This is a genomic window from Bacillus sp. 179-C3.3 HS (assembly GCF_047229225.1).
Classification (GTDB): Bacteria; Bacillota; Bacilli; order Bacillales; family Bacillaceae; genus Bacillus.
Genome location: NZ_JBFEFT010000003.1, coordinates 158,225 through 183,912, shown reverse-complemented (window position 1 = coordinate 183,912; position 25,688 = coordinate 158,225). Strand labels below are relative to the sequence as shown.

The window sequence follows — 25,688 nt, the reverse complement described above, 5'->3', positions numbered from 1 at the left end:
TTCGATACATTTCATTCAACATATATACCTTTAAAATAAAAAAGATTGTAGAAAAACATGAGTTTCTCTACAATCTGAACCTTTCCTCTTGAATGAGGAAAGGTTTCAGATTAGGAACCGTACGTAATCTGCTCGACTGTTTTTTGATCCAGTCTTTTAATCACTTCTGTTAAAAGTTTTACTGCATTTTCATAATCATCTCGGTGTATCATGGCTGCATGAGTATGAATGTATCTGCTTGGAATCCCGATTGATAGAGATGGAACCCCATGACCTGTTAAGTGGATGCCACCAGCATCTGTTCCACCACCAGGCATTGAATCATATTGGTAAGGAATATTTAATTCATCTGCAGTTTGTACAACAAAATCACGAAGCCCTTTATGAGAGACCATTGAAGCATCAAATACAACGATTGTTGGACCTTTACCAAGTTTACTTGTCGCTTCTTTTTCTGTTATACCAGGTGTATCTCCAGCGACACCTACATCGATGGCAAATCCAATATCGGGCTGAATGGTAGCAGCAGCTGTTTTAGCACCACGTAATCCAACCTCCTCTTGAACGGTCGCTACACTATAGGTGATGTTTTCATGTTGAGATTGATTGAGATTTTTCATGACGTCTATGGCAACTGCACAGCCTATACGGTTGTCCCACGCTTTCGCAAGAAGCATCTTTTCATCGTTCATCACTGTAAACTCAAAGTAAGGTACGATTTGGTCTCCTGGAAGAACACCCCATTCCATTGCTTGTTCCTTACTTGAAGCCCCAATATCAATAAACATATCTGTGATCTCTGTAGATTTTTTGCGTGCTTCTGGCGACAGAACATGAGGTGGTTTTGAACCAATGACACCTGTTAATTCTCCCTTTTTCGTCATAATGGTTACACGTTGTGCCAACATCACCTGTGACCACCAGCCACCAACCGTTTGAAACCGAATGAAGCCTTTGTCATCGATTTTAGTCACCATAAATCCAACTTCATCTAAGTGACCAGCCAACATGATTTTCGGGCCGTTTGCGTTTCCTTCCTTCTTGGCGATCAGGCTACCAAGGCGATCAGTAGAAATTTCATCTGCATATGATTCTATGTATGTCTGCATGACTTTTTTGACATCACGTTCATTACCTGGAATACCTTTTGCATCCGTCAGGTCTTTCAGCATGGTTAAGGTTTGATCTAGCTTTGTCATTCGAATTATCCTCCTTTTACTTCATGGTGCATTCTTATTATACAAAACCTTTTTCATTCAATACGATCTTTTTATGAATAATTTTTCGTTTAACGAAATATTTTTAAAAAAGTTGAAACCTTTTTGGCTTTTCATTCGTAGTACATCAGATAACGGTATTGGAGGTGCATCCTGTCATGTTTGTGATTCTGATTAGGCTCGCTTTAGTGGCACTGCTAATCTATATTTTCTACATGGCGGTAAAATTCTTCTCAAACCCGAGAAGAAAGCTAAAACAAGCACAACTAAAAGAAGGCTTTTATTTTATGGATGAAAAACAAAATGCACGCAAAAATTTTAATTTCGTCTATAAAGGTGTCTTGTTTGAAGGAGAAAAGCATGTTCCTTCTAAGGATCACCCTCTTTTTGTCCACTCCATTTACGTTTGGACCGAGTCACCTGAGAAGTTAAGTGAATTCACATTAGAAGACTTTGGAAAACTCGAGGAGAGCATTATTGAACGGTATCCTCAAACAAAAATTGACTGGGATCAACCTATAAAAAAAATCAAACAAAAAAAAGGAGCAGACACGCCGTAGCCGTGGCGTCTGCTCCTTTTTAGTTCATAAAGAGATATGCTACGGCAAACACCTGAAGCACAATTAAAGCCGGCATGCCGAATTGAAAGGAAGCATGCTTTGTTTTATGACGATAATATTGCATGCCAATCAATGATCCAGCCGCACCAAAAAGGAATGCGACACTCCATAATTGCGCCTCTGAAATCCGCCATTTTTTTGCTTTTGCTCGCCGTTTATCTTCTCCCATGAGATAAAACCCATAACCATTTACGATAACGAGCAGTACGATGAGACCGATATTCATTCTGTTCACCTCACATGATGAGAAAAAGAGATCACTCCAGAATGGAATGATCTCTTAAATGACTTACTTGTCTAGTTGTGCTTTTGCAGCATCAGCAAGCTGATTGAATGCACCTAGGTCATTCACAGCAAGATCAGCAAGCATTTTGCGGTTTACTTCGATACCAGCAAGCTTTAAGCCATGCATTAAACGGCTGTAAGAAAGACCGTTCATGCGAGCTGCAGCATTGATACGAGTAATCCATAGTTTACGGAAGTCACGTTTTTTCTGACGACGGTCACGGAAAGCGTAGTTTCCAGACTTCATGACTTGTTGGTTTGCTACTTTATATAATCTATGTTTTGAACCGAAATAACCTTTTGCTAATTTAAGAACCTTTTTACGACGCTGACGCGACACAGTTCCGCCTTTTACTCTTGGCATTGTATTTCCCTCCTATGATTCCTATTCCAAATTACTTGATGTTTGCAAGTTGTTGTTTGATACGTTTGAAATCTCCAGCACTTACGATTGCGCTCTTACGCAATTTACGTTTTTGCTTTGTAGATTTGTTTGCGAACAAGTGACTTGTGTACGCATGAGAACGTTTAAGTTTACCAGAACCTGTTTTTTTGAAACGTTTAGCAGATCCACGGTGAGTTTTCATTTTTGGCATTGGATATTTCCTCCCTCTATTACTTTACTTTTCGACTTTTGGTGCTAGCATGAGGAACATGCTACGTCCGTCCATCTTAGGCTTTGTTTCTACTGTCGCTACTTCAGCACAAGCTTCAGAGAAACGATCTAACACGCGCTGTCCGATTTCTTTATGCGTAATCGCACGCCCTTTAAAGCGGATAGAAGCTTTCACTTTATCGCCTTTTTCAAGGAATTTGATTGCATTACGGAGCTTCGTGTTAAAGTCATGTTCATCGATTGTCGGGCTCAACCGAACTTCTTTTAAGCTAATGATTTTTTGATTCTTACGTGCCTCTTTTTCCTTCTTCTGCTGTTCGAATCGGAACTTACCATAGTCCATGATTCGGCAAACAGGTGGTTTTGCATTTGCAGCAACTAACACAAGGTCAAGATTGGCTTTAGCAGCAATTTCCAGGGCTTCCTGGCGGGTTTTAATCCCAAGCTGATCGCCATTTTGTCCGATCAAACGAACTTCACGCGCACGAATACCTTCATTAACTAATTGATCTTTGCTAATAGTGAGCCACCTCCATGAGATTTTGAATTGAGTTCACAATTCATTTTGACCATTTCGTTGTATGTTTTACAGGCAAACAAAAAGTGTGGGCATATAAAACACCCACACTTCGAACATTTGCATGAAAAAATAAATGTACGGTCAACCTGTCAACTACAAACATGTGTCAATCAGGTGAGAAGCGGGTGCTCCTGCTTGTGATATCTATTCAATTCGTTAATAATTCTACACAATTTTCAATTGTCCGTCAAGTAACCGAACTCTTGAAACAACTTTTTCATTTTAGCATGATGAGTCGATGAGAGCAAGGGATATTTTCATTTCATTAAAATCCCCCCAAAAACTTCATTTCTTCCTTCCAATGTCGATATAAGTCAAGTTACACGAACCAAAAGAATCATAAACAGGTTTATATTGTATTAAAAAAGGATATAATATCTATTTTTTCAAAAAAATGATTGATTTTATAATTCTTTAGTCATATTATTAATTTGGTAAACATATGAAATGGTCACATATCAACAGATGTAGGGGGATTATTTTGAAGAACTTTTTTAAGTATGGATGTCTTAGTATCATTATTCTCATTCTGATTTTTATGTTCGTGTCTTGTATGGCTGGGGGCAGCGGCACAAAAGAGGAGCAATCAAACACGGATGCAAAAAATGAAGCAACAAGTAGTGAAAAGAAGAAGAAAAAAGAAAAAGCACATAAAATAGGAGATAAAGTGACAGTTGAAGACTTCACATATCAAGTGAATGACGTGACAGAAAAACAAACGTTGCAAAAAGAGTATTTAAGTGATGTCACGACAGACGGTAAATTTGTCGTTGTGGAAGTAACCATTACGAATATCGGGAAAAAAGATAGATTCGTAGATACGGATATGTTCAAATTGATCGGGAAAGACGGAACAGAATACAAATCACTCGCAACAAACAATATGTACGTGAACGATACCCAATCCAGCTTTTTCTTAAAACAAGTAAACCCTAAGTTACCTAAAAAGGGAAAAGTCGTTTTTGAAGTGCCAGATGAAAAGACATTCTCTCTACAAGTTTCTTCAGGATTTGGATGGTCTGGCGGTAAGTATAAGACCATTGATTTATCAAAATAATGAAAGAGTGTACATTTTCTGTGCACTTTTTTTCATATCACATAATCCTCTATTTAAACTCTAAATCTTCTATTGTAAAATGAACATGAGCCTGTCAAAATACTTACATAACAAGGGAGAAGATCATGAAAGCCGTATTTTTCGATTTAGATGATACATTGCTTTGGGATGAAAAAAGCATTCACACAACTTTTCAGGCAACATGCGAAGAGGCACAAAAGAAGTATGGACTCGATCCAGAAGAATTTGAACAGATCGTCCGTGAGGAAGCCAGAAAGCTGTACACGTCATATGAAACATATGATTATACTGTCATGATTGGCATTAATCCATTCGAAGGACTGTGGTCAAACTTTAGTGAACCAATTAGCGAAGGCTTTCAAAAACTGAACGCCCTTGCACCTGAGTATCGTAAAAATGCTTGGACGAACGGCTTAAAAGTAGCGGGAATTGACGATGAGGCATTTGGACAATACTTGGCCGACTATTTTGCAGCAGAGCGCAGAAAACGTCCGTATGTCTATGAGGAAACGTATCCTGTGTTAGAGCGTCTAAAAGGGCATTACGAGTTACTCCTTTTAACAAACGGGGATCCTAGCCTTCAAAAAGAAAAGCTTGCTGGCGTGCCAGAGCTTGCTCCTTATTTTAATGAAATCGTGATTTCGGGAGATTACGGAAAAGGGAAACCTGATCCGGGCATTTTCGAACACTGCTTACAGCTATTAAACGTAACAAAAGACGATGTGATCATGGTTGGAGATAACCCAAAGACAGATATCCTTGGTGCATCCCGTGCAGGCATCCAAACTGTTTGGATCAATCGCCATGGCAAGAAAAATGAAACAGATGTGACGCCAGATTTTGAAATCAAAGACTTACATGAATTATTTGATATATTAAAATAATGCGATAAAAAACACCCTACTCGTTTACGTCAGGGTGTTTTTTGGTTTAACCACTCAGTTTTGATGCAAGGCGTTGTGCTTGTTCATCTAAGCCCCGAGCTGCTTCACCGACATTGATAAATTCTTCATTTGTTTGCTTCACAAGATCTAGATTTGTAAACACACTGCTCTTTGCTCGACTCGTTCCTTTGCTGACTTTCTCAACCTCAAGGTGAATCGCATTGACATATTGATCAACTTTCACAATCGCCTCTTTTGAATTTGTGGCAAGCTTACGAATTTCTGCCGCCACGACACTAAATCCATTTCCATAGGTTCCCGCATGTGCAGCTTCGATGGCAGCATTTAATGCAAGCAGTTGGGTTTGTGAGGCGATACCGCTAATGGTCGTCGCAATTGAACTGATCGATTCCACCTGCTGGCTCAACCCTTCTAATAGCCCCATGTTTTGATCTGTCTCGTTTGCGATATGTTCAAAAGAGGTATTGACACTTTGACTATACTGGATGCCAATTTCCGCTCTTTCCATCAATTTTGTAGACATTTCTTTTAAATCCGCTACGACTTGTTTCATCGTCAGCTCTCTTTCCGTAATATCTGTCGCAACCTTCACAACAGCCACGACTTGTCCCTGATCATTTCGAACAGGTGCATACGTTGCTTCCAGCCATAACGTCTCACCGTGTTTACTCATTCGCTGTACTTTTTCTTGGAATACTTGACCAGACTTCAATCGATCCCAAAGCAATTGATAACTGGCGTCGTATGCAATATGCGGCGGGCAAAATTGTTTATGCTTTAAGCCGATCATTTCCTCAACCGCATACCCCATCGCTTTTGCAAAAATATCGTTCACCCATAGCACTTCTCCATTGAGATTAAATTCAATCATTGCAAGTGAATGCTCCAATGCACCTAGAACAGCGGATTGCTCCAATACTTGTGTTGATAATCTATTCGTTGTGTGAACCAATGATCATTCCTCCATTTACTCGTGTTGAATAGTGCATGAGACCCGAATCTTTTGCACTATTAAAACATACCATCCAATGGTGTAGACCACAAGAAGTGAATGTTTCATTACCATGAAGAAAAACCGATGATCTCAAAAGAGAGATCATCGGTTTATTGAAGAAGCATTTATTTTTTCGCTTCTGCTACCGCATGTTTCACAAAAGCTTCTAGATCCATTGTTTCTGAATCTTGTTCGCCATACTTTCTCACGTTAACAGCGCCATTTTCTGATTCTTGATCACCGACGACAAGCATGTACGGAATCTTTTGCATTTGCGCTTCTCGAATCTTATACCCAATTTTTTCATCACGGCTATCAAGCTCAACACGTAAACCTTCAAGCTGCAATCGCTCTTGTACTTTTTTCGCATAGTCCAGATGAACGGATGGCGATACCGGAATGACTTGGAATTGGACAGGTGCAAGCCATGTTGGTAGGGCCCCTTTGTATTCCTCTATTAAGAAGGCGACAAAGCGTTCCATTGTAGAAACGACACCTCTATGAATCACAACTGGACGATGATGTTTCCCATCCTCACCGATATACGTCAGGTCAAAGCGTTCTGGCAATAAGAAATCTAGCTGTACAGTGGACAACGTCTCTTCTTTTCCAAGAGCTGTCTTCACTTGTACATCGAGCTTCGGTCCGTAAAAAGCGGCTTCGCCTTCCGCTTCGTAGTAGTCATGTCCAAGCTCGTCCATTGCATCTTTCAGCATTGACTGTGCTTTGTCCCACATCTCATCATCATCGAAATACTTCTCTGTATCCTCTGGATCACGGTAAGACAAACGGAAAGTATAATCATTTAAGCCGAAGTCTTGATACACTTCTTCAATTAAACGAACAGTCCGAATGAACTCGTCTTTGATCTGATCTGGACGAACAAAGATATGTGCATCGTTTAACGTCATGCCGCGTACACGTTGAAGTCCTGATAAAGCACCTGACATTTCATAGCGGTGCATGGTTCCAAGCTCTGCAATCCGAATTGGCAGTTCACGATAGCTATGCGGTTCATTTTTATAAATCATCATATGGTGCGGGCAGTTCATTGGACGAAGGACAAGATCTTCGTTATCCATTTCCATCACTGGGAACATATCTTCCTGATAATGCGCCCAGTGGCCTGATGTTTTATACAATTCTACACTTGCTAGAACTGGTGTGTATACATGCTCATAGCCAAGACGCACTTCTTTGTCCACAATGTAACGCTCAATGACGCGTCGAATCGTTGCCCCTTTTGGTAACCAAAGCGGAAGACCTTGACCAACCTTTTGAGAATTCGCAAAGAGTTTTAGCTCTTTTCCAAGTTTACGATGGTCACGTTCTTTTGCTTCTTCTAGTATACGTAAATGTTCATTTAAATCTTCTTTATTGAAGAAAGCTGTACCGTAAATACGTTGAAGCATTTGATTGTTACTATCGCCTCTCCAGTATGCACCTGCAAGGCTTAATAGTTTGAACTCTTTGATTTTCCCTGTAGATGGCACATGAATTCCGCGACAAAGGTCAAAGAATTCTCCTTGTTCGTAAATAGTGACTGCTTCACCTTCTGGAATGGCCTCTAACAGCTCTAGCTTCAATTGATCGCCAATTGCTTCAAAGCGCGCTTTTGCCTCTTCTCTTGACACTTCAATACGCTCAATTGGCAAATTGCTGTTGATGATCTTTTTCATTTCTTTTTCAATCTTTGGTAAATCTTCTGGTGTAATGGCCACATCGATATCGACATCGTAGTAGAAGCCATTTTCGATGACAGGACCTACGCCAAACTGGACATGATGCTCTTTTCCATACAGACGTTTAATCGCTTGCGCCAATAAATGCGCTGTGCTGTGGCGCATAATATCAAGTGCTTCTTCACTTTTATCAGTGATGATCTCAATAGTGCCACTTTCTAAAAGCGGCGTACGCAGATCTATTTCTTTACCGTTCAGTTTACCGGCAAGCGCTTTTTTCTTTAGGCCCGGGCTAATTGATGCCGCGATGTCTTCTGTTGTGGCTGTTTTATCAAACTCCTTGACTGCTCCATCTGGAAATGTAAGTTGAATTTGTTCTGACATCTCTGGTCACTCCTTTTTTTGGCAATATAAAAACCCCGCCCCCTGGAAAGGGACGAGGTTGAATAAACGGAATCGTGGTTCCACCCTTTTTCCCGAATTTGCAATTTCACGCATACGCAAATACGGCTTGTGGTTCGATAACGGGAATTCCCGTCAGCTATTACTAGATACATTCACAGCTGATGTTCAAAGGTGGTAAAGCAAATGATCCTCTGCTAGGAAGCTTTCAGCCATGGCTCCCCTCTCTTTCAGCCGGTATTCATTTGATCATGTCCTTATCAATACGGTCTCTGTATGAAGTTACACCGTATTATAAAACGTTTTTTCGTGAAAATCAAGAAAGCTTTGCATTTTTCTTTTCATAGTGGTCATGTACAAAACGAACATTCTGCTCCTGAAACGCGTGAGGCGGGAATACCTCCACCCTTTCTTGAAAAATATTCTGGATGGTTTGTACCATTGAATGACCGGTGTCATTTGTAAAAAGGGCAATCTTTTCCGGGGCAATGGATACAAGCGGTGCGATAAGCTGCGAATCAATATACATTGGATGCTCTCTTACGAACTGTCTGTCTATGTATTGTTTTTGATCACGCTCTGATGCGTAGCGAAATTCCCAAATCAATAGACGATCTTGATGCACAACATGTACTTTGTCCAGCTTAGGTTCTCTTTTCATCACATAGTCTCGAAGTGATTGGATAAAGTTTTGGTATTCTTGCTCCATCTTATATTCTTCAATGGCTACCTCGACATAATGCTTCAGCCGCTCATCATATTCTGAGAGCCTAAACCTCATAAATGAGCCAATTGAAAAAATCCCTTGTTGCAATGAGAGCGTCTCAAGTTCTTTCTTTAAAAGTAATTCCCTTGAAGGCTCTTGATGAATGCCAGGAATATCGTCTATATCCCCCTTGATGAGGCTATGGGCGATGGATAGAATTTGGTGCTGTTCTTCTGGATCTTTAAATAAGTATGTGTTTTCAAGGATGCTACGCATACGTTCATTTTCTTTGCATTCCAAAAAAAAGTGAACCAGTAATGGACGCACGAAATGCACAAGTGCTTCTTCTGATTCTTTGGTTGCAATGAGAAGACGATTCTTCCCTTGTTGAATTGACATGTGATGCCGACTGTCCAAGTGCTCAGCAAGATGTAAAAAAGCGGCGGTATCATATTCATCTTCAAAGATTATTTCAAGCATGTTTGTCCCCCCTAACGACATCTGTTACATATATATGGGGAGATCATAAAAAATAGACGCCTAAAATAAATCAGGCATCTTTCTTTTTAAGATCAGCGGGACCAAAATGAAAATCAAATAAATCAAAGAGACAATTGCCAATGATACATAATTTCCGCTGACAACACTTGAACCAAGGACATTTAACGCGATCGTACCGGGTATCAATCCTACAAAGGTGGCAGCTACAAACGCGGGATATGTGGCACGAGAGGCTGCAGCCGCATAGCTCACAAAATCAAAATGAATTGGAGCAATTCGCAGTAATAAAATATAAATGAAACCATGCTGCTGAATACGCGACATCACTGCTTGTCGTTTCCGGTTGCTTGATTCGGTTTTACGCTTATTTGTATGAAAGGTAGAAGCAAGCCAAAAAGATCCTGTGGCGCCGGCTGTAGCTCCGAATAAGGCATAAATCGTCCCAAGTACGCTGCCGAATGAAAGCCCAGCTGCTAATGAAAAGACAGTGACAGGAACAAGAACAAACGGACGAAATAAGGATAAAAAAAGAAAAACAATGGGTGCCAGCATACCAAATTGAAGCACCCACTCCTTCACATCCTTTGGTGACAGCTGAAGGTGCTGTTTGTTCAGCCACCATAGCGCACCCACCAGAACACCAATCACTAGAACGAAAAGCCATTTTCTTTTGTTCATATGATTTGCTCCCCCTTGCGATTCCTCCTCTTATAAATGACGACGGTTCTCTCCTTCAAGCAAGACAGGCTCTGCTAAATACATGATCCGTTCCATTAAACGAGCGGCTTTGACCTCTTCTTTTTCTCCACGCTGTGAATAGGTGAAATGATGCTTTAGCTCACTCAGCGAAAAGTTAGAAGAGAAGAAGGTCGGCAGTTGTTCAGCCATACGATATTGCAAAATGGTTCCGATCAATTCATCACGCACCCAGCTCGTCATGGACTCTGCCCCAATATCATCAAGCATTAAAATAGGTGTTGATTTGACCATATTCAACTTCTCTTCAAGTGTATGATCCGCTAATGAATTTTTTAATTCCCTCACAAATTCAGGCACGTATACAAGGAGAGATGGGTAGTCTTTTTCGGCGAGCTGTTGTGCAATCGCGGCAAGAATATATGTCTTCCCTACTCCAAATTTCCCGTGTAAATATAAGCCCTTTCCTTTACCCGTCTCAACATAGCTTTGCAGGAATTGACCGATTTTTTGAATCACTTCTTGTCTTCCAACAACATTCAAATCTGTAAATGTCGCTTGCAGGACATTCTGCGGAATGTACATGCTTTTCATGAGTGATTGTTGTCTTTTCTGTCGATCTTGTTTTAATTTCACAGCACAAGGTGAATATTCAATATCAATGCTTCGCCCTTTTACCACAAGCTTCGGGTGATACCCATCTAAAATGGGAGTGATCTCCTCTCCATTTAAGCAATAAGAGCAACCCTTTGATTGCTGGACATACTCAAACAGTCGATTCAAGCTTCGATTGATCATGTCTTCATCAATCTCATCTTGATGGTCCTTCAAGAAGGCTTGTACGTATCCATCGGATAACACACTTTCTTTAATTTGATTATATCTCTCTCGAAAATCCACTCGTCCTTTTAGCTGTTCAAATGAATGGCCGATCGGTTTCATCTCTTTCTCACCTCGCATTAATGTGCATTGTATTTCTTCATATTTTTAAATTGATCTAACAATTTTTCTTTCTCTCGTTCGAGATCTTCTGTTGATAGATCATTTGCTTGATCAATTGATGGTTGCTTTTTCGTTTCAGTTTCTTTCATCCATTCAGGCAATTTTTCTTCGCGAATGACATGTTTCGTTCCATAGGATGTGCGCTGTTTCTTCTGCTGTGCCCATTCTGTCATTTGCCTGTTCTCTTCTTTGGCAATCTTCATTGCGGCTGCCACGGTCTTAATTTTCTTTCTGACCCAGTGTGCAGCAATTTTTTGCATATATGTTTTTGACAGCTTCATATCTGTTTTGAGCAGTGTATAGTAAATGAGGACATTCATGACGCCAGGCTCTAGCTTTTGTTCAAGCATAATTTCTTCAATAATTCTTAAGTCGGCGTAGGTCGGCTCAACGCCATCTGCCATATCCTTTAGAAATTCTCTAGGCGAAATGTGGTTGAGTTTTTCAATCAATTTGGCATCAGGTGTGTTTGCTTCACCCTGCAAATCATCATGACGTAAATGTCTTGGCTGTTTTTGATCAATCAGCTTCGGCTGGTCACCGCTGTATTCGATTTGATACCAATCCCGCGCTGCTTTTCTTAAATCCTCTGTTGAGATCATCTGATCCGGTCCACAGGCACCTGCAACAAGGTTTTGCATTTGTAATGGTGTAATGCCATATACGACCGCTAATTTCTTGATTGTCTCTTTCACCTGTTTGGTGAGCGCTTTTCTTGGGATCATCATGTCAGACATCCCAGCCAATAACAGATCAAAGTCAAAGGACTGATCTGAAAGAGGTGCAGACTGACTAGATCCCACTGTCACATATTCATAGCCATCTTCCAGCGATGATTCTTGATTAATTTCTTCCGTCATTTTCCGTTCACCTGGTTGCAGTACGTGAAATACGTCTTCAAATGAGCGCGAAATGTTCTTTGCTTCGGCAGGAACACTTGGATAAGAAAAATAATCACGAAGCTGACTATATTTGGCTTTCTCCACGCGGTGGTACAAAAGGACATTTAGCATGCCATCTTGGAAAAACTCATCTGGTCTAAGTGGCGGCACGAGCTCATATGTAAACAGTCTGCCCTCTTCCGTTTCCTGTTCATATGTGCGAAGTAAGCCAATGGCTTCGAGCTTTAAACGTTCTTCAAAAATATCATTTAAATTCGTTTGAAGCATCACCATGAGTTGCCGATGAGGTGCGGGCTTCCCCCACATACGGTTCTGTTCCAGTTCCCCCCAAAGCGTCATATATAAGCTAAAAGCGGACATGCCTATGAGCGGTTGATATAAAAGAGTGATAAGCTGTCTATCGATGTCTCCGAGCAATGAAGCGCTTTTGACGACATACGGATCGACGGCTAGCACTTCCTTCCAATGCTCTGTCATATGCTGATCCTCCCTTACGTGCGATACTTTCCATTGTACACTCTTTTGATGTTTTACGCTTTACGTAGGAAAAAGAGCATGAAGAATCTCAAGCTCTTTTTAACGTTCTTTTTTTAATAAGTCTTTTAATTCATCAATAAACACATTGATATCTTTAAATTGACGATACACTGAGGCGAATCGAACGTAGGACACTTCATCAATTTTCGCCAGCTCGTCCATCACCATTTCACCGACAAGCTCGCTTTTCACTTCTGACATGCCTTGATTACGCAGCTCTTTTTCGATGTTAAAACAGACATCTTCTAGCTGTTTTAAGGAGACAGGACGCTTTTCGCAGGCTTTGATAAGTCCTCTTAGCATTTTTTCCCTACTAAATTCCTCTCGTATGCCTTCTTTTTTCACGACAATGAGTGGCAATTGTTCTAATTTCTCAAATGTCGTAAAGCGATATTGGCAACTTTCACACTCTCTTCTACGACGGATGGATTTTCCTTCATCTACTGGTCTTGAATCAAGCACCCTTGTTCCAAGGTGCTGACATGTGGGACACTTCATTTCATCAGCTCCGATCTATTCTTGGAAGTTGTTTATCCAGTTCTTCATATAATACCAGAACGTTTTTTTGACTATAACCAAAGTCAGTTGGTAGAGCCGTTTCTGTTGTTACATTAAAATCAACAGCTGTTTCAAAAGGTCGAATTGAAATGATCGTCGCCACGAGAAAGGCTTTTTTAGGCTTTCGTATGTTGGCACTTATTTCACCTCGTTCTGCTGAAACAGATGTCACTTGATATCGTTCATTTTGAGAAAGCACCGCTTCCACGGCTTGAAAAACGTGTGAATTTGTCGATTTGTAGTAACGGCTTTTCAACTCCGACACTGGATGATGGTCAGACGTTTCCGTATGATTTGACATGTATCGTTTCAACTTTTGTCCTAAAGTCATACACGTATCCCCTTTGTTGTGACTCCTCTTCTTCATTTTATAAAAAAAACCTTTGTTTTCCTAGAACAAAAGTATAGAGAAGGTGGGAAATATTTGATTTTGTGTTTGGAACAAATATAAAAAGGAGCATAACACAAAGGCATTCAATGCTTTTGGCCAGCTCCCATTGTCATCTTTTTTATGTTTATAGTGCTTTGGCTTCTGCCTGTTTGACTTGAACAGGTCCCATGCCTCGAGGAATTTCGATGTTTTCTCTTGTTTCAGCACCTAATTCATCACCGATATAGTCAGCTGCAATATTCGGATCTAGGTCGCCGCAAGTATAGACATCTATGCTCGCATAACCATGTTCAGGAAAGCTGTGAATTGTCAAATGAGATTCAGAAATAATGACAACCCCACTTACGCCTTGAGGTGCAAATTTATGAAACGCAACCTCTCTTACTTCAGCTCCTGATTTCAAAGCTGCATTTACAAATGTTTTTTCAATAAAATCCATGTCGTTCAGTTTATCACAGTCGCATCCCCATAGCTCGGAGATAACGTGACGTCCGATTGTTTCCATCATGGACCCCCCTTAAACAAGAATGAAAGAGTGAAGTTCTATGCAGCCGGACCGGACATATACCACGGGGGAAAGTTAGTCCTAAGAGGTCCTAACCCTTTAAGTATACCCGAATGAGTCTGCGAACAAGAAGTTCACGAAAATCAGTATACTTTGTTTAGACCTATTTTGCAAGCTGTGATTTTAGTGGGATTTTCTCTCATTTCTTGACAAAGGTTGGTCTTCCTCATTTCAAACAGCAGATAACTCCTTCATCTGTGAGCCAACAAACTTCACCAAATCAACGACTCTACATGAATAACCCCATTCATTGTCATACCATGCAAGAACCTTCACTTTTCGACCTTCCATCACCATCGTCGTTAGTCCATCGACGACAGCTGAATACGGATTTGTGTTAAAGTCTGTTGAGACAAGCGGTTCATCCGTATAATCTAATATGCCAGCGAGAGATGTTTTTGATGCATGAGAGAAAGCGGCATTTACTTCTTCTGCTGTGACATCTTTCTTCAAGTCTACAACGAGATCTACCATTGACACATTCGATACTGGCACACGTAGTGCAAGTCCGTGCAGTTTTCCACTCAAGTGTGGAAGTACCAAAGAAAGCGCTTTAGCGGCACCCGTCGTTGTTGGAATGATGGACTGAGCACACGCTCTTGCTCGGCGTAAATCCTTATGTGGGTTGTCGATATTTTTTTGATCATTTGTATACGCATGTACTGTCGTCATTAATCCGTTATCAATCCCGAATTCATCATCTAGCAGTTTCACAACTGGTGCTAAACAATTGGTTGTACATGATGCGTTTGAAATGATGACATGCTTTTCAGGATCCAATTCATCTTCATTGACTCCCATCACAATGGTGATGTCTTCGTTTTTACCTGGTGCGGTTAAAATGACTTTTTTCGCTCCAGCATCTATATGCCCCATCGCTTGATCCTTTGCATTAAACTTACCTGTTGCTTCTATCACGATATCAATCCCAAGCTCTCCCCATGGAAGTCGCTTCGGGTCTCTGTTATTTAGTAAAAATACTCTTTTTCCATTCACAATTAAGGCATCATCTTCTGCTACAACGTCGTATTCGTAACGTCCATGATTTGTGTCATACTTAATTAAATGTGCTAGCGTTTCAGCAGGATAACTTGCATTAATCGCAACAATTTGAATTTGATCGTCAAGCATTGCTTTTCTGAAGACCATGCGTCCAATTCTGCCAAACCCATTGATCGCTGCTTTTACCTTCATGAACAGGTCACTCCTCTATTATGTGTTATACTCAATAAATTCTTTTATGAAATTAGTATATCACATTAGATGGTGATTGCCAGTATTTAAACGTATATTTTCTAAAAAGGGCTGATCTTTTCATTTAAAATAAGAAAAAAGCGTAAAAAAAGAAGAGTACGTGTATGTACTCTTACTTATCTGTATGTTCCCATTCGTTTAATATGTTCTGTAATTGTTTTCGCGTACATGCCAATTCTTTTGTATTATCAATGACATGATCTGCTTTTTGACACTTGTCTTCAAGAGACTGCTGGGCATGCATGCGTTTCAATGCATCTTCTTCACTGAGGTCATTTCGCTTCATTAGTCTGGATAGCTGAAGTTCAGGAGTTGTATACACAACGAGAATGCGATCAACTAGACCCTCTAGTTTACTTTCAAATAAAAGCGGAATGTCCAGCACAACAAAAGCTTCTCCATGATCAATCCCTTCGTCCCGCTGCTTCAACATTTCTTTTCTCACCTCGGGGTGAACAATGCCATTTAGCTGCTGCCTTTTTTGTTCGTCTGAAAAGATGATCGTGCCAAGACGCTCCCTATTTAGTTCACCACTTGGAAGCAAAACATCTTCTCCAAACGTTTCAACGATTTGATGTAGCGCTGGTTTCCCGGGCGCAACCACTTCTTTTGCGATGACATCTGCATCCACGACTCGAATGCCCTGCTCTTTTATCATATGCGAGACTGTGCTTTTTCCACTAGCAATCCCGCCTGTTAACCCGATCACGAGCGTCAATCTATTTCCTCCTTTACAGCTTCCAAACACCAATTAAAATGAGTAAGAGCCCTGGTAAGCATGCAAGTTTATCAATCCAGCGCCAGTTTGACAAATAATGTCCGGCTCGAATTCCAAGACAAACAAAAAGGGAACTCATCACGGCCACCGTCACGCTCATCACAATGGGGGAAAACCCTAAAATGGCAGCGCCAATCCCTGCACCGAATGCATCAATGGATAACGCAATCCCAAGTAACACGGCTTCCATTCCATTGATTGTTCCAGAACGATCAATATCGGCGCTTGTTGGTTTTCGTAAAATTTGAATGACAAGCCCAAGAGACTGTACTTCTACGTTAAGCAATGTTTTTTCATGAAGAAGCATGTCACGTTCTTTCGCTGGTTTATAAAATTGGTACAACACCCAAAGACCAATGGCGATCAAAATACCTCCACCTAGTTTATCTGTTACTGAAACAGGGAGGAATGTGGTGAGTAGATTGCCAATCAGCATGGAAATGAGCAGGACAATCCCTGAACAGCATGCAATGATGGCAATGGCCTTAAAAGGAATCCTCATTTGACGAAGACCGTACGTAAAGCCAACCGAAAAGCTATCGATGCTGACTGCAATAGCTAAAAATAGGAGCGAAATCGAAATCATACCTGAACTCTTCCTTTCTGTTCATGCAACGATGATCCAGAGCCTAAGGATCTTCAGACTCTCCTTCACTATATGAAGAGCAGGTGGGCTGTGTGTCAGTCTACACCTTGCTGGAAAATGAATGTTTTTTATCGTATGCATGACAAAAAGGGAGCATGCTGATGGCACCCCTTTATAAAGGTCGCTTTTGGCAAGTGACACAAAAATGAGTGCCACGCCCTCCAACGACCGTTTTCTCAATCACACTTCCACATGTCTGGCAAGGCTCACCCCGCCTGTCATATACAAGGAGCTGCAATTGAAATGTTCCTATATCTCCTTGTGAGTTGATATAGGAACGAATCGTGCTCCCTCCTGCATCAACTGCCACTTGTAGTGTGTCAATGATATGATGATGCAGCACTTTGCACGCTTCAAGACTAAGCTGATTCGCTTTTGTTTCTGGGTGAATGCGTGACTTAAAGAGCACCTCATCCACATAAATATTGCCAAGCCCTACCACAATCTTTTGGTCAAGCAAGGCGGTCTTTACTACACGGGAGGTCTTTTTTAATCGTTCCCATAAATATTCTGGTGTAAATGATGCTGAAAAAGGCTCGTAACCTAGCTGTGATAGTGGCAACTCTTTTTCTTCTTCACCAGGATGAAATAAGTGCATCGTGCCAAATTTACGCACATCATGGTACCGAAGCTCGGTACCATCTGTAAACGCAAAGACAACATGTACGTGTTTATCATAAGGCTCGTGCGCCTCATGGACACGGTATTTCCCTTCCATCCTTAAATGGGAGACCATCACATAGTGGTCTAAATGAAAGAGTAGGAATTTCCCTCTTCTTTCAATGCTCTGTATGGTTTCTCCTACCATCCTTCTTGCAAACTCTTCCGGTTCACCAGGACGTTTGATGATATTTGGCCATTTTATCTCGACCGTTTCAATCGTTTTTCCTTTGACTAACCGCTTAAGAGTGCGCCGGACGGTTTCGACTTCTGGTAATTCCGGCATTCTCCTCGCTCCTTTTTCTTTCTCTATTTATTTTGCGTCATACCAAGATGGACCTGAAGCAAAATCAACTTTCAGCGGCACATCAAGCTGAAGCGCATTTTCCATGACTTCAGGGACCAGCTTTTCTAAGATGGCGATTTCTTCTTTTGGTGCTTCAAAAATCAATTCATCATGTACTTGCAATAGCAGGTTTGCCTCTAAGTTCTCTTCCTTTAGCTTCCGTGCCATATCAATCATTGCTTTTTTAATGATATCTGCGGCACTTCCTTGAATCGGTGTATTCATCGCTGTTCTTTCTGCAAAGCTTTTGATATTAAAATTACGGCTTGTGATATCTGGTATATAACGTCTACGCTTCAATAGTGTGGTGACATAGCCCTTTTGTTTCGCTTCCTGCACGATGTCTTCCATATAGGTTTTCACGCCTTCAAAGCTTGTTAAATATCGATCAATAAACGCCGCTGCTTCTTTTCTTGTGATTCCAAGGTTTTGGGAAAGCCCATAATCACTAATGCCATAAACAATCCCGAAGTTAACAGCTTTCGCTTGTCTTCGCATAGAGGAAGTCACTTCTTCTTCAGATACATGGAACACATCCATTGCCGTTTTTGTATGAATATCCATATCTTGCGTAAAGGCTTCGATTAAGTTCTCATCTTGAGAAATATGAGCGAGCACACGCAGCTCGATTTGTGAATAGTCAGCTGCAAAAATGAGCCAACCTTCCTTTGAAGGAACGAATGCTTGACGAATTTTCCGTCCTTCTTCCAACCGTATCGGGATATTTTGAAGGTTTGGATCCGTTGAGCTAAGCCTTCCTGTTTGGGTGAGTGCCTGATTAAACCTTGTATGAACTTTATGGGTATCCTTACGCGTCACTTTCATTAAACCTTCCACATACGTGGATTGTAGCTTTCCAATTTGGCGGTAATGAAGAATCGAACGGATAATCTCATGCTGATCTTCAAGCTTTTCAAGCACATCGGCAGACGTTGAATAGCCTGTTTTTGTCTTTTTAATGACCGGTAGACCGAGCTTTTCAAACAAAATAACACCGAGCTGTTTAGGAGAGTTGATATTAAAGGTTTCTCCTGCTAAACGATGAATGGTTTCTTCATACTCCTTGAGCTTCTTCGTTAATTCTTCGCCCATTTTCTCTAAGCGTTCTACATCGACTTTTACACCGAGAGATTCCATTTCACCTAAGATGAGCGCAAGTGGTAGTTCTAAATCTTCGTATAGTTCGTGCTGATCATTTTTTTCTAAGGCTTCAAGAGTCAGGTCATGCAACGCAGAGATTGCAGCTGCTTTGCGGCCAAGATGATCTTTTAGTTCGTCTTCATGCGGAATCGCCTGCTTTGCTCCTTTTCCATACACCTTTTCATCAGAAAGGGACAAATGTAGGCCATATTCCTTTGCCACACTCGCAACGTCCTCATAAGATTTCTGCGGATTGACGACATATGAAGCAAGCAGGACGTCGTAATCGACACCTTTTAAATCAACATGATGCCATCTAAGGGCGACCACTGCTCTTTTTGAATCAAAGACCCATTTTTTCTTTGTTTCATCTTGTGCCCATTGTGTAAATGCTTCTGATTGAAGAGCATCTTCTTTTGTGATAAAAAACGCACCGTTTTCATTATGGATCGCAAAACCGATCAAGTCCGCTTCATGATAATTATCTCCAAGCTGTTCTACTACAAGAGCAGCTTGATCTGTCAGCATGTCATCCGTTACATCGGTGACTTTTGTGACATCTAACGCTTCGACTTCGACCTGTTCCGTTTCTGGTGCTTCTCCCAGTCGCTCTAGCAATGTTTGAAAACCGAGTTCTTTATAGAGGGAAATCACTTGATCCGTGTGAGGGCCTTCATAAGCGAGATCTTTACTTGACACATCGATAGGTGCTTCTACGAGAATCGTCGCTAGTTTTTTACTCATCACTGCTTGTTCTTTATGTTCTTCAAGCTTTTCCTTTAACTTCTTGCCACTGACTTCGTCAATATGTTCAAGCACGTTTTCAACCGTTTCAAACTGTTTAAGCAGTTTGATCGCTGTTTTTTCACCAACACCAGGTACCCCTGGAATATTATCTGAGGCATCTCCCATTAACCCTTTCATATCAATGATTTGGTCTGGACGGAGTCCGTATTTTTCTTCAATATGAGCCGGTGTGTAATATTCGACTTCTGTGATGCCTTTTTTCGTAATGGCAACCGTTGTCTGATCTGTTGAAAGTTGCGTTAAGTCTTTATCTCCTGAGAAGATTTTGACTTCAAAACCGTCTTTCTCAGCCTCAACCGCTAATGTACCAATAATATCATCTGCCTCATATTGAGGAAGCTCGTACCTTTTGACATTATAAGCGTCTAGTAATTCACGGATAAATGGCATTTGCTCCGAAAGCTCTGGCGGCGTTTTTTGTCTTCCGCCTTTATATTCTTTAAACGTTTCATGACGGAAGGTTGTCTTTCCTGCATCGAATGCAACGAGCATATGTGACGGCTTCTCGTCCTCCAGCATTTTCATTAAGATCATCGCAAAACCATAAATGGCATTTGTATGTACGCCTTTATCATTTGATAAGAGCGGTAAAGCAAAAAATGCCCGATAGGCAAGACTGTTTCCATCTACAAGTACTAATTTCTTTTTATCTGTCATCTTTTTATTCCTCCATCGACTGAGCTATCTCAGCCGTCTCTTTCACACTTCGTATCTTCATTTTATCAAAGTTTATTTTGAAAAGAAAATAGACCGGCCTACATAAAAAAGGGACGAAAACAACAAGTGTTTTCGTCCTTCCAAATTGGCTCCTTGGATGAAGGGGTTCCTATTCATCCTACCAATGATTGTTTAAAGAATCGTGAATACTTTGTAAAGATCATGTAAATTTTAACGCCCATCTCAATATTTTCTATTTTTCCTTCAAAATCACTGTAAAGGTCGTTCCTTTTCCTTGTTTACTACGGACAGAGATCGTTCCTCCATGCGCTTCAACAAGGTGTTTCACAATGGCTAGCCCAAGCCCTGTACCACCAGAATTCCTGCTTCTATCCTTATCGATTCGATAAAATCTCTCGAAAATTCTTGGAATCTCTTTTTTCTTCATACCAATCCCTGTATCTGCCACATCGAATTCACATCCATCCTTCCTTGGTCTCGCACTAATTGTGACACTCCCGCCTTCTGGGGTATACGTCAGTGCATTGTTTACGAGGTTGAGGAAAATTTGTTTTAATCTCAATGGATCCGCCATGACATAGACAGGCTCTTTCGGGATTCGAACATGCAGCTGAATTCCTTTTTCAGCTACTTTATGTTTCAGTAACAATTCAATCTCCTGAATGATTTCAGTCGCATTGGCTTCTTGGATATTGAGTTTAAAGTGCTGCTGTTCAATTTTAGATAGATCTAGTAAATCTTGAATAAGGGTTTCTAAACGGACACTTTCTTTTAGTATGATTGAAAGGAATTCTGTTAACGCTTCTTTGTCATCAATGGCACCGTCAAGTAGCGTTTCAGAGAACCCTTTAATAGACGTAACCGGTGTTTTTAGCTCATGCGAAACGTTTGCCACAAAGTCTTTTCGCATTTCTTCTAAACGCTTTGTTTCCGTCACATCATGAAACACAAGGACAATCCCTTTCCATTCATCGTCAGTACTTAAAATTGGGACGCCATCCACTTGGAAGTAGCGACGCTCAATTTCTACTTCGAGACGGAGTAATTTACGAACCTTGGTTTCTGTCATGAAGATTTCATCGATTAATTCAATAATCTCATGATTTGTAAAGGTTTCATGATACAGCTTGTGCATGTAAATGTGTTTTTGCACTTTAAATTGTTTGCGGAATGTACGGTTGATCAAATTGATATAACCCATCTTATCAATGAGAATAATCCCCGCACCAATGTTTTCAATGACCGTTTGAAGACGGTCTCTCTGCATTTCACCCGCACTGGTCATTTCCTGAAGGCTTTCTGCAAGGCGCTTCATTGATGTATTGAGCTCACTTGTTTCAATAATCAGCTCTTCGTAATGATTCGTGTCATAATTGCCGCGTTCTAATTGTTTTGCTACCTTTGTCGCATAATCAATCGGCTTGACATACTTCATCGACATGCGATAGCCGAAGAAGACGATAATGATGACAGCTGATCCAAGACAAAAGGCAAGTGCGAGCCAAAGCTGACGATCAATTTCATTTATAGGCTGAAACGACCCTTGAAGAAACAGATACCCCGCAGGTTCGTTTTGTTTCATAATCGGGATGGCATAATGAAAAAAAGCATCCCGTTTATCATCAATGATGGTTCCTTCTCGTTCAATGCGATCAAGTTTCAGCTTACTTTGCTTGATGACACTTTGATTTCCTTGACCGGTTGTATGTATCACATTCCCCTTGAGGTCTACGATCGATCCATCCATATCTAGATTCTGCTTTGCCTTTTGAAGAACCTCCTCATTTTGGTTTGCAGCAAGATCATCCGCATTCATAGAGGAAAGGAGAAAGCTCGATTCTTTTTCCATTCGATCCGTTAATTTTGTTTCGTAAAAGACATGAAACATGTGATCTAAAAAAACACCGAGCCCAACAAAGACAATAAACAGGAGAAAGATGAGCCCCGAAAACAGGCGGGTTCTGATTTTACTCATGCTGTTTAGGCTCCTCCAATTTGTAGCCTAGTCCCCGAATGGTTTTTATATATGTTGGTTTTTTCGTATTCTTTTCGATCTTGTCCCTCAAGTGGCTTATATGTACATCAACAATCCGTGTATCACCTGCAAAGTCATAATTCCAAACAGCACTTAATAATAGGTCACGTGTGAGAACACGGCCTTTATGTTTGGCCAAGTAAAGAAGGAGCTCAAACTCTTTTGGCGTTAATTCTAAGCGTTCTTCTTTGAAATACACTTCGTAATGTTCAGGCAAAATCCTGAGTTCGCCGATTTTGATTTGATCTACAGCAACCTCTTCCTTCTCTTCTTGTAAAGGAACTGGCTGTGCTTGTTGTGCTCTTCTTAAAATTGCTTTGACCCGAGCGCCCACTTCTCTAGGGCTGAACGGTTTTGTCATGTAATCATCCGCCCCGAGTTCTAGCCCAAGTACTTTATCAAATTCATCATCTTTTGCGGTTAGCATTAAGATAGGGAACATCATTTTTTGAATTCTCAGTTGTTTGCACACTTCAATGCCATCCATTTTTGGAAGCATCAAATCTAACACAATGAGGTCCGGTTGTTCACTCGCTGCTTTCTCAAGCGCTTCTTCCCCGTCTCTTGCTGTGACGACATCATAGCCTGCTCTTTCAAGGTTATAACTTAGAAGTGTTACAATTGATTCTTCATCATCCACAACTAATATTTTTTTATTCATGTTGTGCCTCCAATTAGTGATTTCCCCTACATCCGTATTTTTTGTCTTTTACGGAAAGCAAGACGTGATGCTTTCTATTACATTTTAACGAAAGCTTAACAAGAGGACAATTTAAAAATTCGACAAGTTTTGTTTTGTATACAAAAAGAAGGCCTCCCTGAAGAGAAGCCTTCTTTTTTATCATATTAAGATAATACTTTCATCACATTTTTAACAGATTCAACTGAGCGGTCAAGCTGACTTTTTTCTTCTTGTGTGAGTTCAAGCTCGATGATTTGCTCAAGACCGTTTCCACCTACAATTGTTGGAACCCCAAGGTAAATGCCTTCGTAGCCATATTCACCTTCAAGATATGCAATCGTTGGGATGACGCGTCGCTGATCTTTTAGGATCGCCTCAACCATTTCAACAAGTGAAGCAGCCGGAGCATAATACGCGCTACCGTTTCCTAAGAGATTGACAATCTCTCCGCCGCCTTTTCTTGTTCTTTCGACAATTGCATCGATTCGGTCTTTTGGAATCAATGTTTCAAGCGGAATCCCGCCTGCATAAGAGTAACGAACAAGTGGAACCATATCGTCACCGTGTCCACCAAGAACAAAACCTGTTACATCTTTAACAGATAGATTTAATTCTTGGGCAACGAACGTTCTGAATCGAGCGGTATCCAAAATCCCTGATTGTCCGATGACTCGTTCTTTTGGCAATCCTGATTCTTTATAAACGGCATATGTCATGGCATCAACAGGGTTTGTTAAGACCACAATGATCGCTTCTGGAGAATATTTGACGATTTCACGTGTCACACTACGCATGATTTTTTCATTCGTTGACACAAGGTCGTCACGGCTCATGCCCGGTTTTCTTGCAATGCCTGCCGTAATGACCACGACATCAGAACCGGCTGTATCTTCGTAGTTTGAAGTGCCTGTAATATTTGCATCAAAGCCTTGAACTGGACTTGCTTCTAGCATATCCAGTGCTTTCCCTTTTGTCGGGTTTTCAAGTTGCGGGATGTCGACTAATACGACATCCGCTAATTCCTTCTGTGCAGTTAGAAACGCCGTTGTTGCTCCAGTAAAGCCCGCTCCGATGACAGATACTTTTTTACGCTTGTTTGCCATTTCCCTTTTCCCCTTTCACGTTTCAGAATCAAGATAAGTTTTTAATAAGCTCGTCAGCAAATTCAGAGCACTTCACTTCTGTCGCACCATCCATTAATCTAGCAAAATCGTAAGTTACGACTTTTGATTCAATTGTTTTTTCAACTGATTGAATGACTAGATCTGCTGCTTCCTGCCAACCAAGGTGCTCAAGTAATAATACACCTGATAGAAGAACAGAAGATGGGTTCACTTTATCTAGACCAGCATATTTCGGTGCTGTTCCGTGAGTCGCTTCAAAAATAGCGTGTCCTGTTTCGTAGTTGATGTTTGCACCAGGTGCGATACCAATTCCACCAACTTGTGCTGCAAGTGCATCTGAAATGTAGTCTCCGTTTAAGTTCATTGTTGCGACGACATCAAACTCACTTGGACGAGTCAGGATTTGTTGTAGGAAAATATCTGCAATGCTGTCTTTGACAATGATTTTGCCAGCAGCTTCTGCTTCACTTTGCGCTTTGTTTGCCGCATCCTTGCCTTCTTGTTCAGCAATACGGTCATATTGCGCCCATGTGAATACTTGATCGCCGAACTCTTTTTCAGCTACTTCATAGCCCCAGTTTTTAAATGCGCCTTCTGTAAACTTCATGATGTTTCCTTTGTGAACAAGTGTCACAGACTTACGGCCTTGGTCAATCGCATATTGGATAGCTGCTCTGACAAGACGAGATGTTCCTTCTTCAGACACTGGTTTGATTCCGATACCTGATGTTTCTGGGAAACGGATCTTGTTAACACCTAATTCGTCTTTTAAGAAGTTGATTAATTTTTTCACTTCGTCTGACCCTTTGGCATACTCAATTCCTGCATAGATATCCTCAGTGTTCTCACGGAAGATGACCATATCTGTGTCCTGTGGACGTTTAACAGGAGATGGTACACCTTTGAACCAGCGAACTGGACGTAAGCAAGTGAATAAATCAAGCTCTTGTCTTAGTGCTACGTTCAATGAACGGATTCCTCCACCAATTGGTGTTGTCAGCGGGCCTTTAATCGCAATTAAATATTCACGAATGTCTTCAAGTGTTTGCTCGGGAAGCCACTCGCCAGTTTTATTGTAAGCTTTCTCACCTGCGTATACTTCTTTCCAAGTGATTTGCTTTTCGCCTTTGTATGCTTTTTCTACAGCTGCTTCAAGAACTCTTGATGCTGCTTTCCAAATATCAGGACCAATTCCGTCCCCTTCGATAAACGGGATGATTGGATTATTTGGTACATTCAATACGCCGCCAGTAACTGTAATTTTTTCGCCTTGTGACAATGATATTACCTCCCAGGTTATG

The 25,688-nt window shown here is 40.9% G+C and carries 26 protein-coding genes and 1 other annotated feature; of the genes, 3 read left to right on the top strand and 23 right to left on the bottom strand.

The annotated features are described in order from the left end of the window. Positions 1-110: 110 nt before the first annotated feature. Positions 111-1,199 (bottom strand): M42 family metallopeptidase, encoded by a 1,089-nt coding sequence (locus AB1K80_RS04000; protein ID WP_412855327.1) that lies wholly within the window; start codon positions 1,197-1,199, stop codon positions 111-113. A 176-nt stretch (positions 1,200-1,375) separates the two neighbouring features. Between AB1K80_RS04000 and AB1K80_RS03995 the strand changes: the two genes are divergently transcribed. Beyond that, a complete protein-coding gene (locus tag AB1K80_RS03995; RefSeq protein ID WP_412855326.1) occupies positions 1,376-1,777 on the top strand; it encodes a sigma-w pathway protein ysdB in 402 nt (133 codons plus the stop codon). A gap of 19 nt (positions 1,778-1,796) precedes the next feature. Here the strand turns inward: AB1K80_RS03995 and AB1K80_RS03990 are convergent, their stop codons facing one another. From AB1K80_RS03990 to infC, 4 genes are all read right to left on the bottom strand, one after another. Then, positions 1,797-2,063 (bottom strand): DUF1294 domain-containing protein, encoded by a 267-nt coding sequence (locus AB1K80_RS03990; RefSeq protein ID WP_412855325.1) that lies wholly within the window; start codon positions 2,061-2,063, stop codon positions 1,797-1,799. Between the two features lie 63 nt (positions 2,064-2,126). Then, complete coding sequence (gene rplT, locus AB1K80_RS03985; protein WP_412855324.1) at positions 2,127-2,486, bottom strand: 50S ribosomal protein L20; 360 nt, start codon at positions 2,484-2,486, stop codon at positions 2,127-2,129. 31 nt (positions 2,487-2,517) lie between these two features. Next, positions 2,518-2,718 carry a 50S ribosomal protein L35 gene (rpmI, locus tag AB1K80_RS03980; protein ID WP_003216324.1) on the bottom strand — a complete coding sequence of 67 codons (201 nt, stop codon included), beginning with the start codon at positions 2,716-2,718 and terminating at the stop codon, positions 2,518-2,520. 24 nt (positions 2,719-2,742) lie between these two features. Continuing rightward, complete coding sequence (gene infC, locus AB1K80_RS03975; RefSeq protein ID WP_024425720.1) at positions 2,743-3,258, bottom strand: translation initiation factor IF-3; 516 nt, start codon at positions 3,256-3,258, stop codon at positions 2,743-2,745. A 71-nt stretch (positions 3,259-3,329) separates the two neighbouring features. Continuing rightward, positions 3,330-3,461: a sequence feature (ribosomal protein L20 leader region), on the bottom strand. Between the two features lie 338 nt (positions 3,462-3,799). On the opposite strand from infC, the gene AB1K80_RS03970 reads away from it, so the two are divergent. Next, positions 3,800-4,375, top strand: a complete 576-nt coding sequence (locus AB1K80_RS03970; protein ID WP_412855323.1) for a DUF4352 domain-containing protein — start codon at positions 3,800-3,802, stop codon at positions 4,373-4,375. Positions 4,376-4,500: 125 nt separating this feature from the next. After that, positions 4,501-5,280, top strand: coding sequence for an HAD family hydrolase (locus tag AB1K80_RS03965; protein WP_412855322.1), 780 nt, complete (start codon positions 4,501-4,503; stop codon positions 5,278-5,280). A gap of 46 nt (positions 5,281-5,326) precedes the next feature. On the opposite strand, the gene AB1K80_RS03960 is transcribed toward AB1K80_RS03965, so the two are convergent. From AB1K80_RS03960 to icd, 18 genes are all read right to left on the bottom strand, one after another. Next, the gene (locus AB1K80_RS03960) at positions 5,327-6,253 is read right to left on the bottom strand and encodes a methyl-accepting chemotaxis protein (protein WP_412855321.1); all 927 of its coding nucleotides are present in this window, start codon (positions 6,251-6,253) and stop codon (positions 5,327-5,329) included. A 167-nt stretch (positions 6,254-6,420) separates the two neighbouring features. Continuing rightward, positions 6,421-8,361 carry a threonine--tRNA ligase gene (thrS, locus tag AB1K80_RS03955; RefSeq protein ID WP_412855320.1) on the bottom strand — a complete coding sequence of 647 codons (1,941 nt, stop codon included), beginning with the start codon at positions 8,359-8,361 and terminating at the stop codon, positions 6,421-6,423. Between the two features lie 334 nt (positions 8,362-8,695). Further along, a complete protein-coding gene (ytxC, locus tag AB1K80_RS03950; protein WP_412855319.1) occupies positions 8,696-9,565 on the bottom strand; it encodes a putative sporulation protein YtxC in 870 nt (289 codons plus the stop codon). 60 nt (positions 9,566-9,625) lie between these two features. Next, on the bottom strand, positions 9,626-10,264 hold the full coding sequence (locus AB1K80_RS03945; protein WP_412855318.1) for a TVP38/TMEM64 family protein: 639 nt from the start codon (positions 10,262-10,264) through the stop codon (positions 9,626-9,628). Positions 10,265-10,294: 30 nt separating this feature from the next. Continuing rightward, positions 10,295-11,224 carry a primosomal protein DnaI gene (gene dnaI / locus AB1K80_RS03940; RefSeq protein WP_412855317.1) on the bottom strand — a complete coding sequence of 310 codons (930 nt, stop codon included), beginning with the start codon at positions 11,222-11,224 and terminating at the stop codon, positions 10,295-10,297. A gap of 17 nt (positions 11,225-11,241) precedes the next feature. Beyond that, positions 11,242-12,663 (bottom strand): replication initiation and membrane attachment family protein, encoded by a 1,422-nt coding sequence (locus tag AB1K80_RS03935; protein WP_412855316.1) that lies wholly within the window; start codon positions 12,661-12,663, stop codon positions 11,242-11,244. Positions 12,664-12,762: 99 nt separating this feature from the next. Then, positions 12,763-13,221 carry a transcriptional regulator NrdR gene (nrdR, locus tag AB1K80_RS03930; RefSeq protein ID WP_412855315.1) on the bottom strand — a complete coding sequence of 153 codons (459 nt, stop codon included), beginning with the start codon at positions 13,219-13,221 and terminating at the stop codon, positions 12,763-12,765. Between the two features lie 4 nt (positions 13,222-13,225). After that, on the bottom strand, positions 13,226-13,612 hold the full coding sequence (locus tag AB1K80_RS03925) for a cytosolic protein (protein ID WP_412855314.1): 387 nt from the start codon (positions 13,610-13,612) through the stop codon (positions 13,226-13,228). 184 nt (positions 13,613-13,796) lie between these two features. Next, the gene (speD, locus tag AB1K80_RS03920) at positions 13,797-14,177 is read right to left on the bottom strand and encodes an adenosylmethionine decarboxylase (RefSeq protein ID WP_412855313.1); all 381 of its coding nucleotides are present in this window, start codon (positions 14,175-14,177) and stop codon (positions 13,797-13,799) included. 231 nt (positions 14,178-14,408) lie between these two features. After that, a complete protein-coding gene (locus AB1K80_RS03915) occupies positions 14,409-15,431 on the bottom strand; it encodes a glyceraldehyde-3-phosphate dehydrogenase (RefSeq protein WP_412855312.1) in 1,023 nt (340 codons plus the stop codon). Positions 15,432-15,603: 172 nt separating this feature from the next. Continuing rightward, complete coding sequence (gene coaE, locus AB1K80_RS03910; protein ID WP_412855311.1) at positions 15,604-16,209, bottom strand: dephospho-CoA kinase; 606 nt, start codon at positions 16,207-16,209, stop codon at positions 15,604-15,606. A gap of 13 nt (positions 16,210-16,222) precedes the next feature. Continuing rightward, positions 16,223-16,855, bottom strand: coding sequence for a sporulation membrane protein YtaF (gene ytaF / locus AB1K80_RS03905; protein WP_412855310.1), 633 nt, complete (start codon positions 16,853-16,855; stop codon positions 16,223-16,225). Positions 16,856-17,027: 172 nt separating this feature from the next. After that, on the bottom strand, positions 17,028-17,861 hold the full coding sequence (gene mutM / locus AB1K80_RS03900) for a DNA-formamidopyrimidine glycosylase (protein WP_412855309.1): 834 nt from the start codon (positions 17,859-17,861) through the stop codon (positions 17,028-17,030). A gap of 27 nt (positions 17,862-17,888) precedes the next feature. Then, positions 17,889-20,525 carry a DNA polymerase I gene (gene polA / locus AB1K80_RS03895; protein ID WP_412855308.1) on the bottom strand — a complete coding sequence of 879 codons (2,637 nt, stop codon included), beginning with the start codon at positions 20,523-20,525 and terminating at the stop codon, positions 17,889-17,891. A gap of 253 nt (positions 20,526-20,778) precedes the next feature. After that, positions 20,779-22,521, bottom strand: coding sequence for a two-component system histidine kinase PnpS (gene pnpS, locus AB1K80_RS03890; RefSeq protein WP_412855307.1), 1,743 nt, complete (start codon positions 22,519-22,521; stop codon positions 20,779-20,781). Further along, complete coding sequence (locus AB1K80_RS03885; RefSeq protein WP_412855306.1) at positions 22,514-23,242, bottom strand: response regulator; 729 nt, start codon at positions 23,240-23,242, stop codon at positions 22,514-22,516. The genes pnpS and AB1K80_RS03885 overlap by 8 nt, the downstream gene beginning before the upstream one ends. Positions 23,243-23,427: 185 nt before the next feature. Continuing rightward, positions 23,428-24,366, bottom strand: coding sequence for a malate dehydrogenase (mdh, locus tag AB1K80_RS03880; protein ID WP_412855305.1), 939 nt, complete (start codon positions 24,364-24,366; stop codon positions 23,428-23,430). A 28-nt stretch (positions 24,367-24,394) separates the two neighbouring features. After that, positions 24,395-25,666: an NADP-dependent isocitrate dehydrogenase gene (icd, locus tag AB1K80_RS03875; protein ID WP_412855304.1), complete on the bottom strand. Its 1,272-nt coding sequence runs from the start codon at positions 25,664-25,666 to the stop codon at positions 24,395-24,397. Positions 25,667-25,688: the final 22 nt, after the last annotated feature.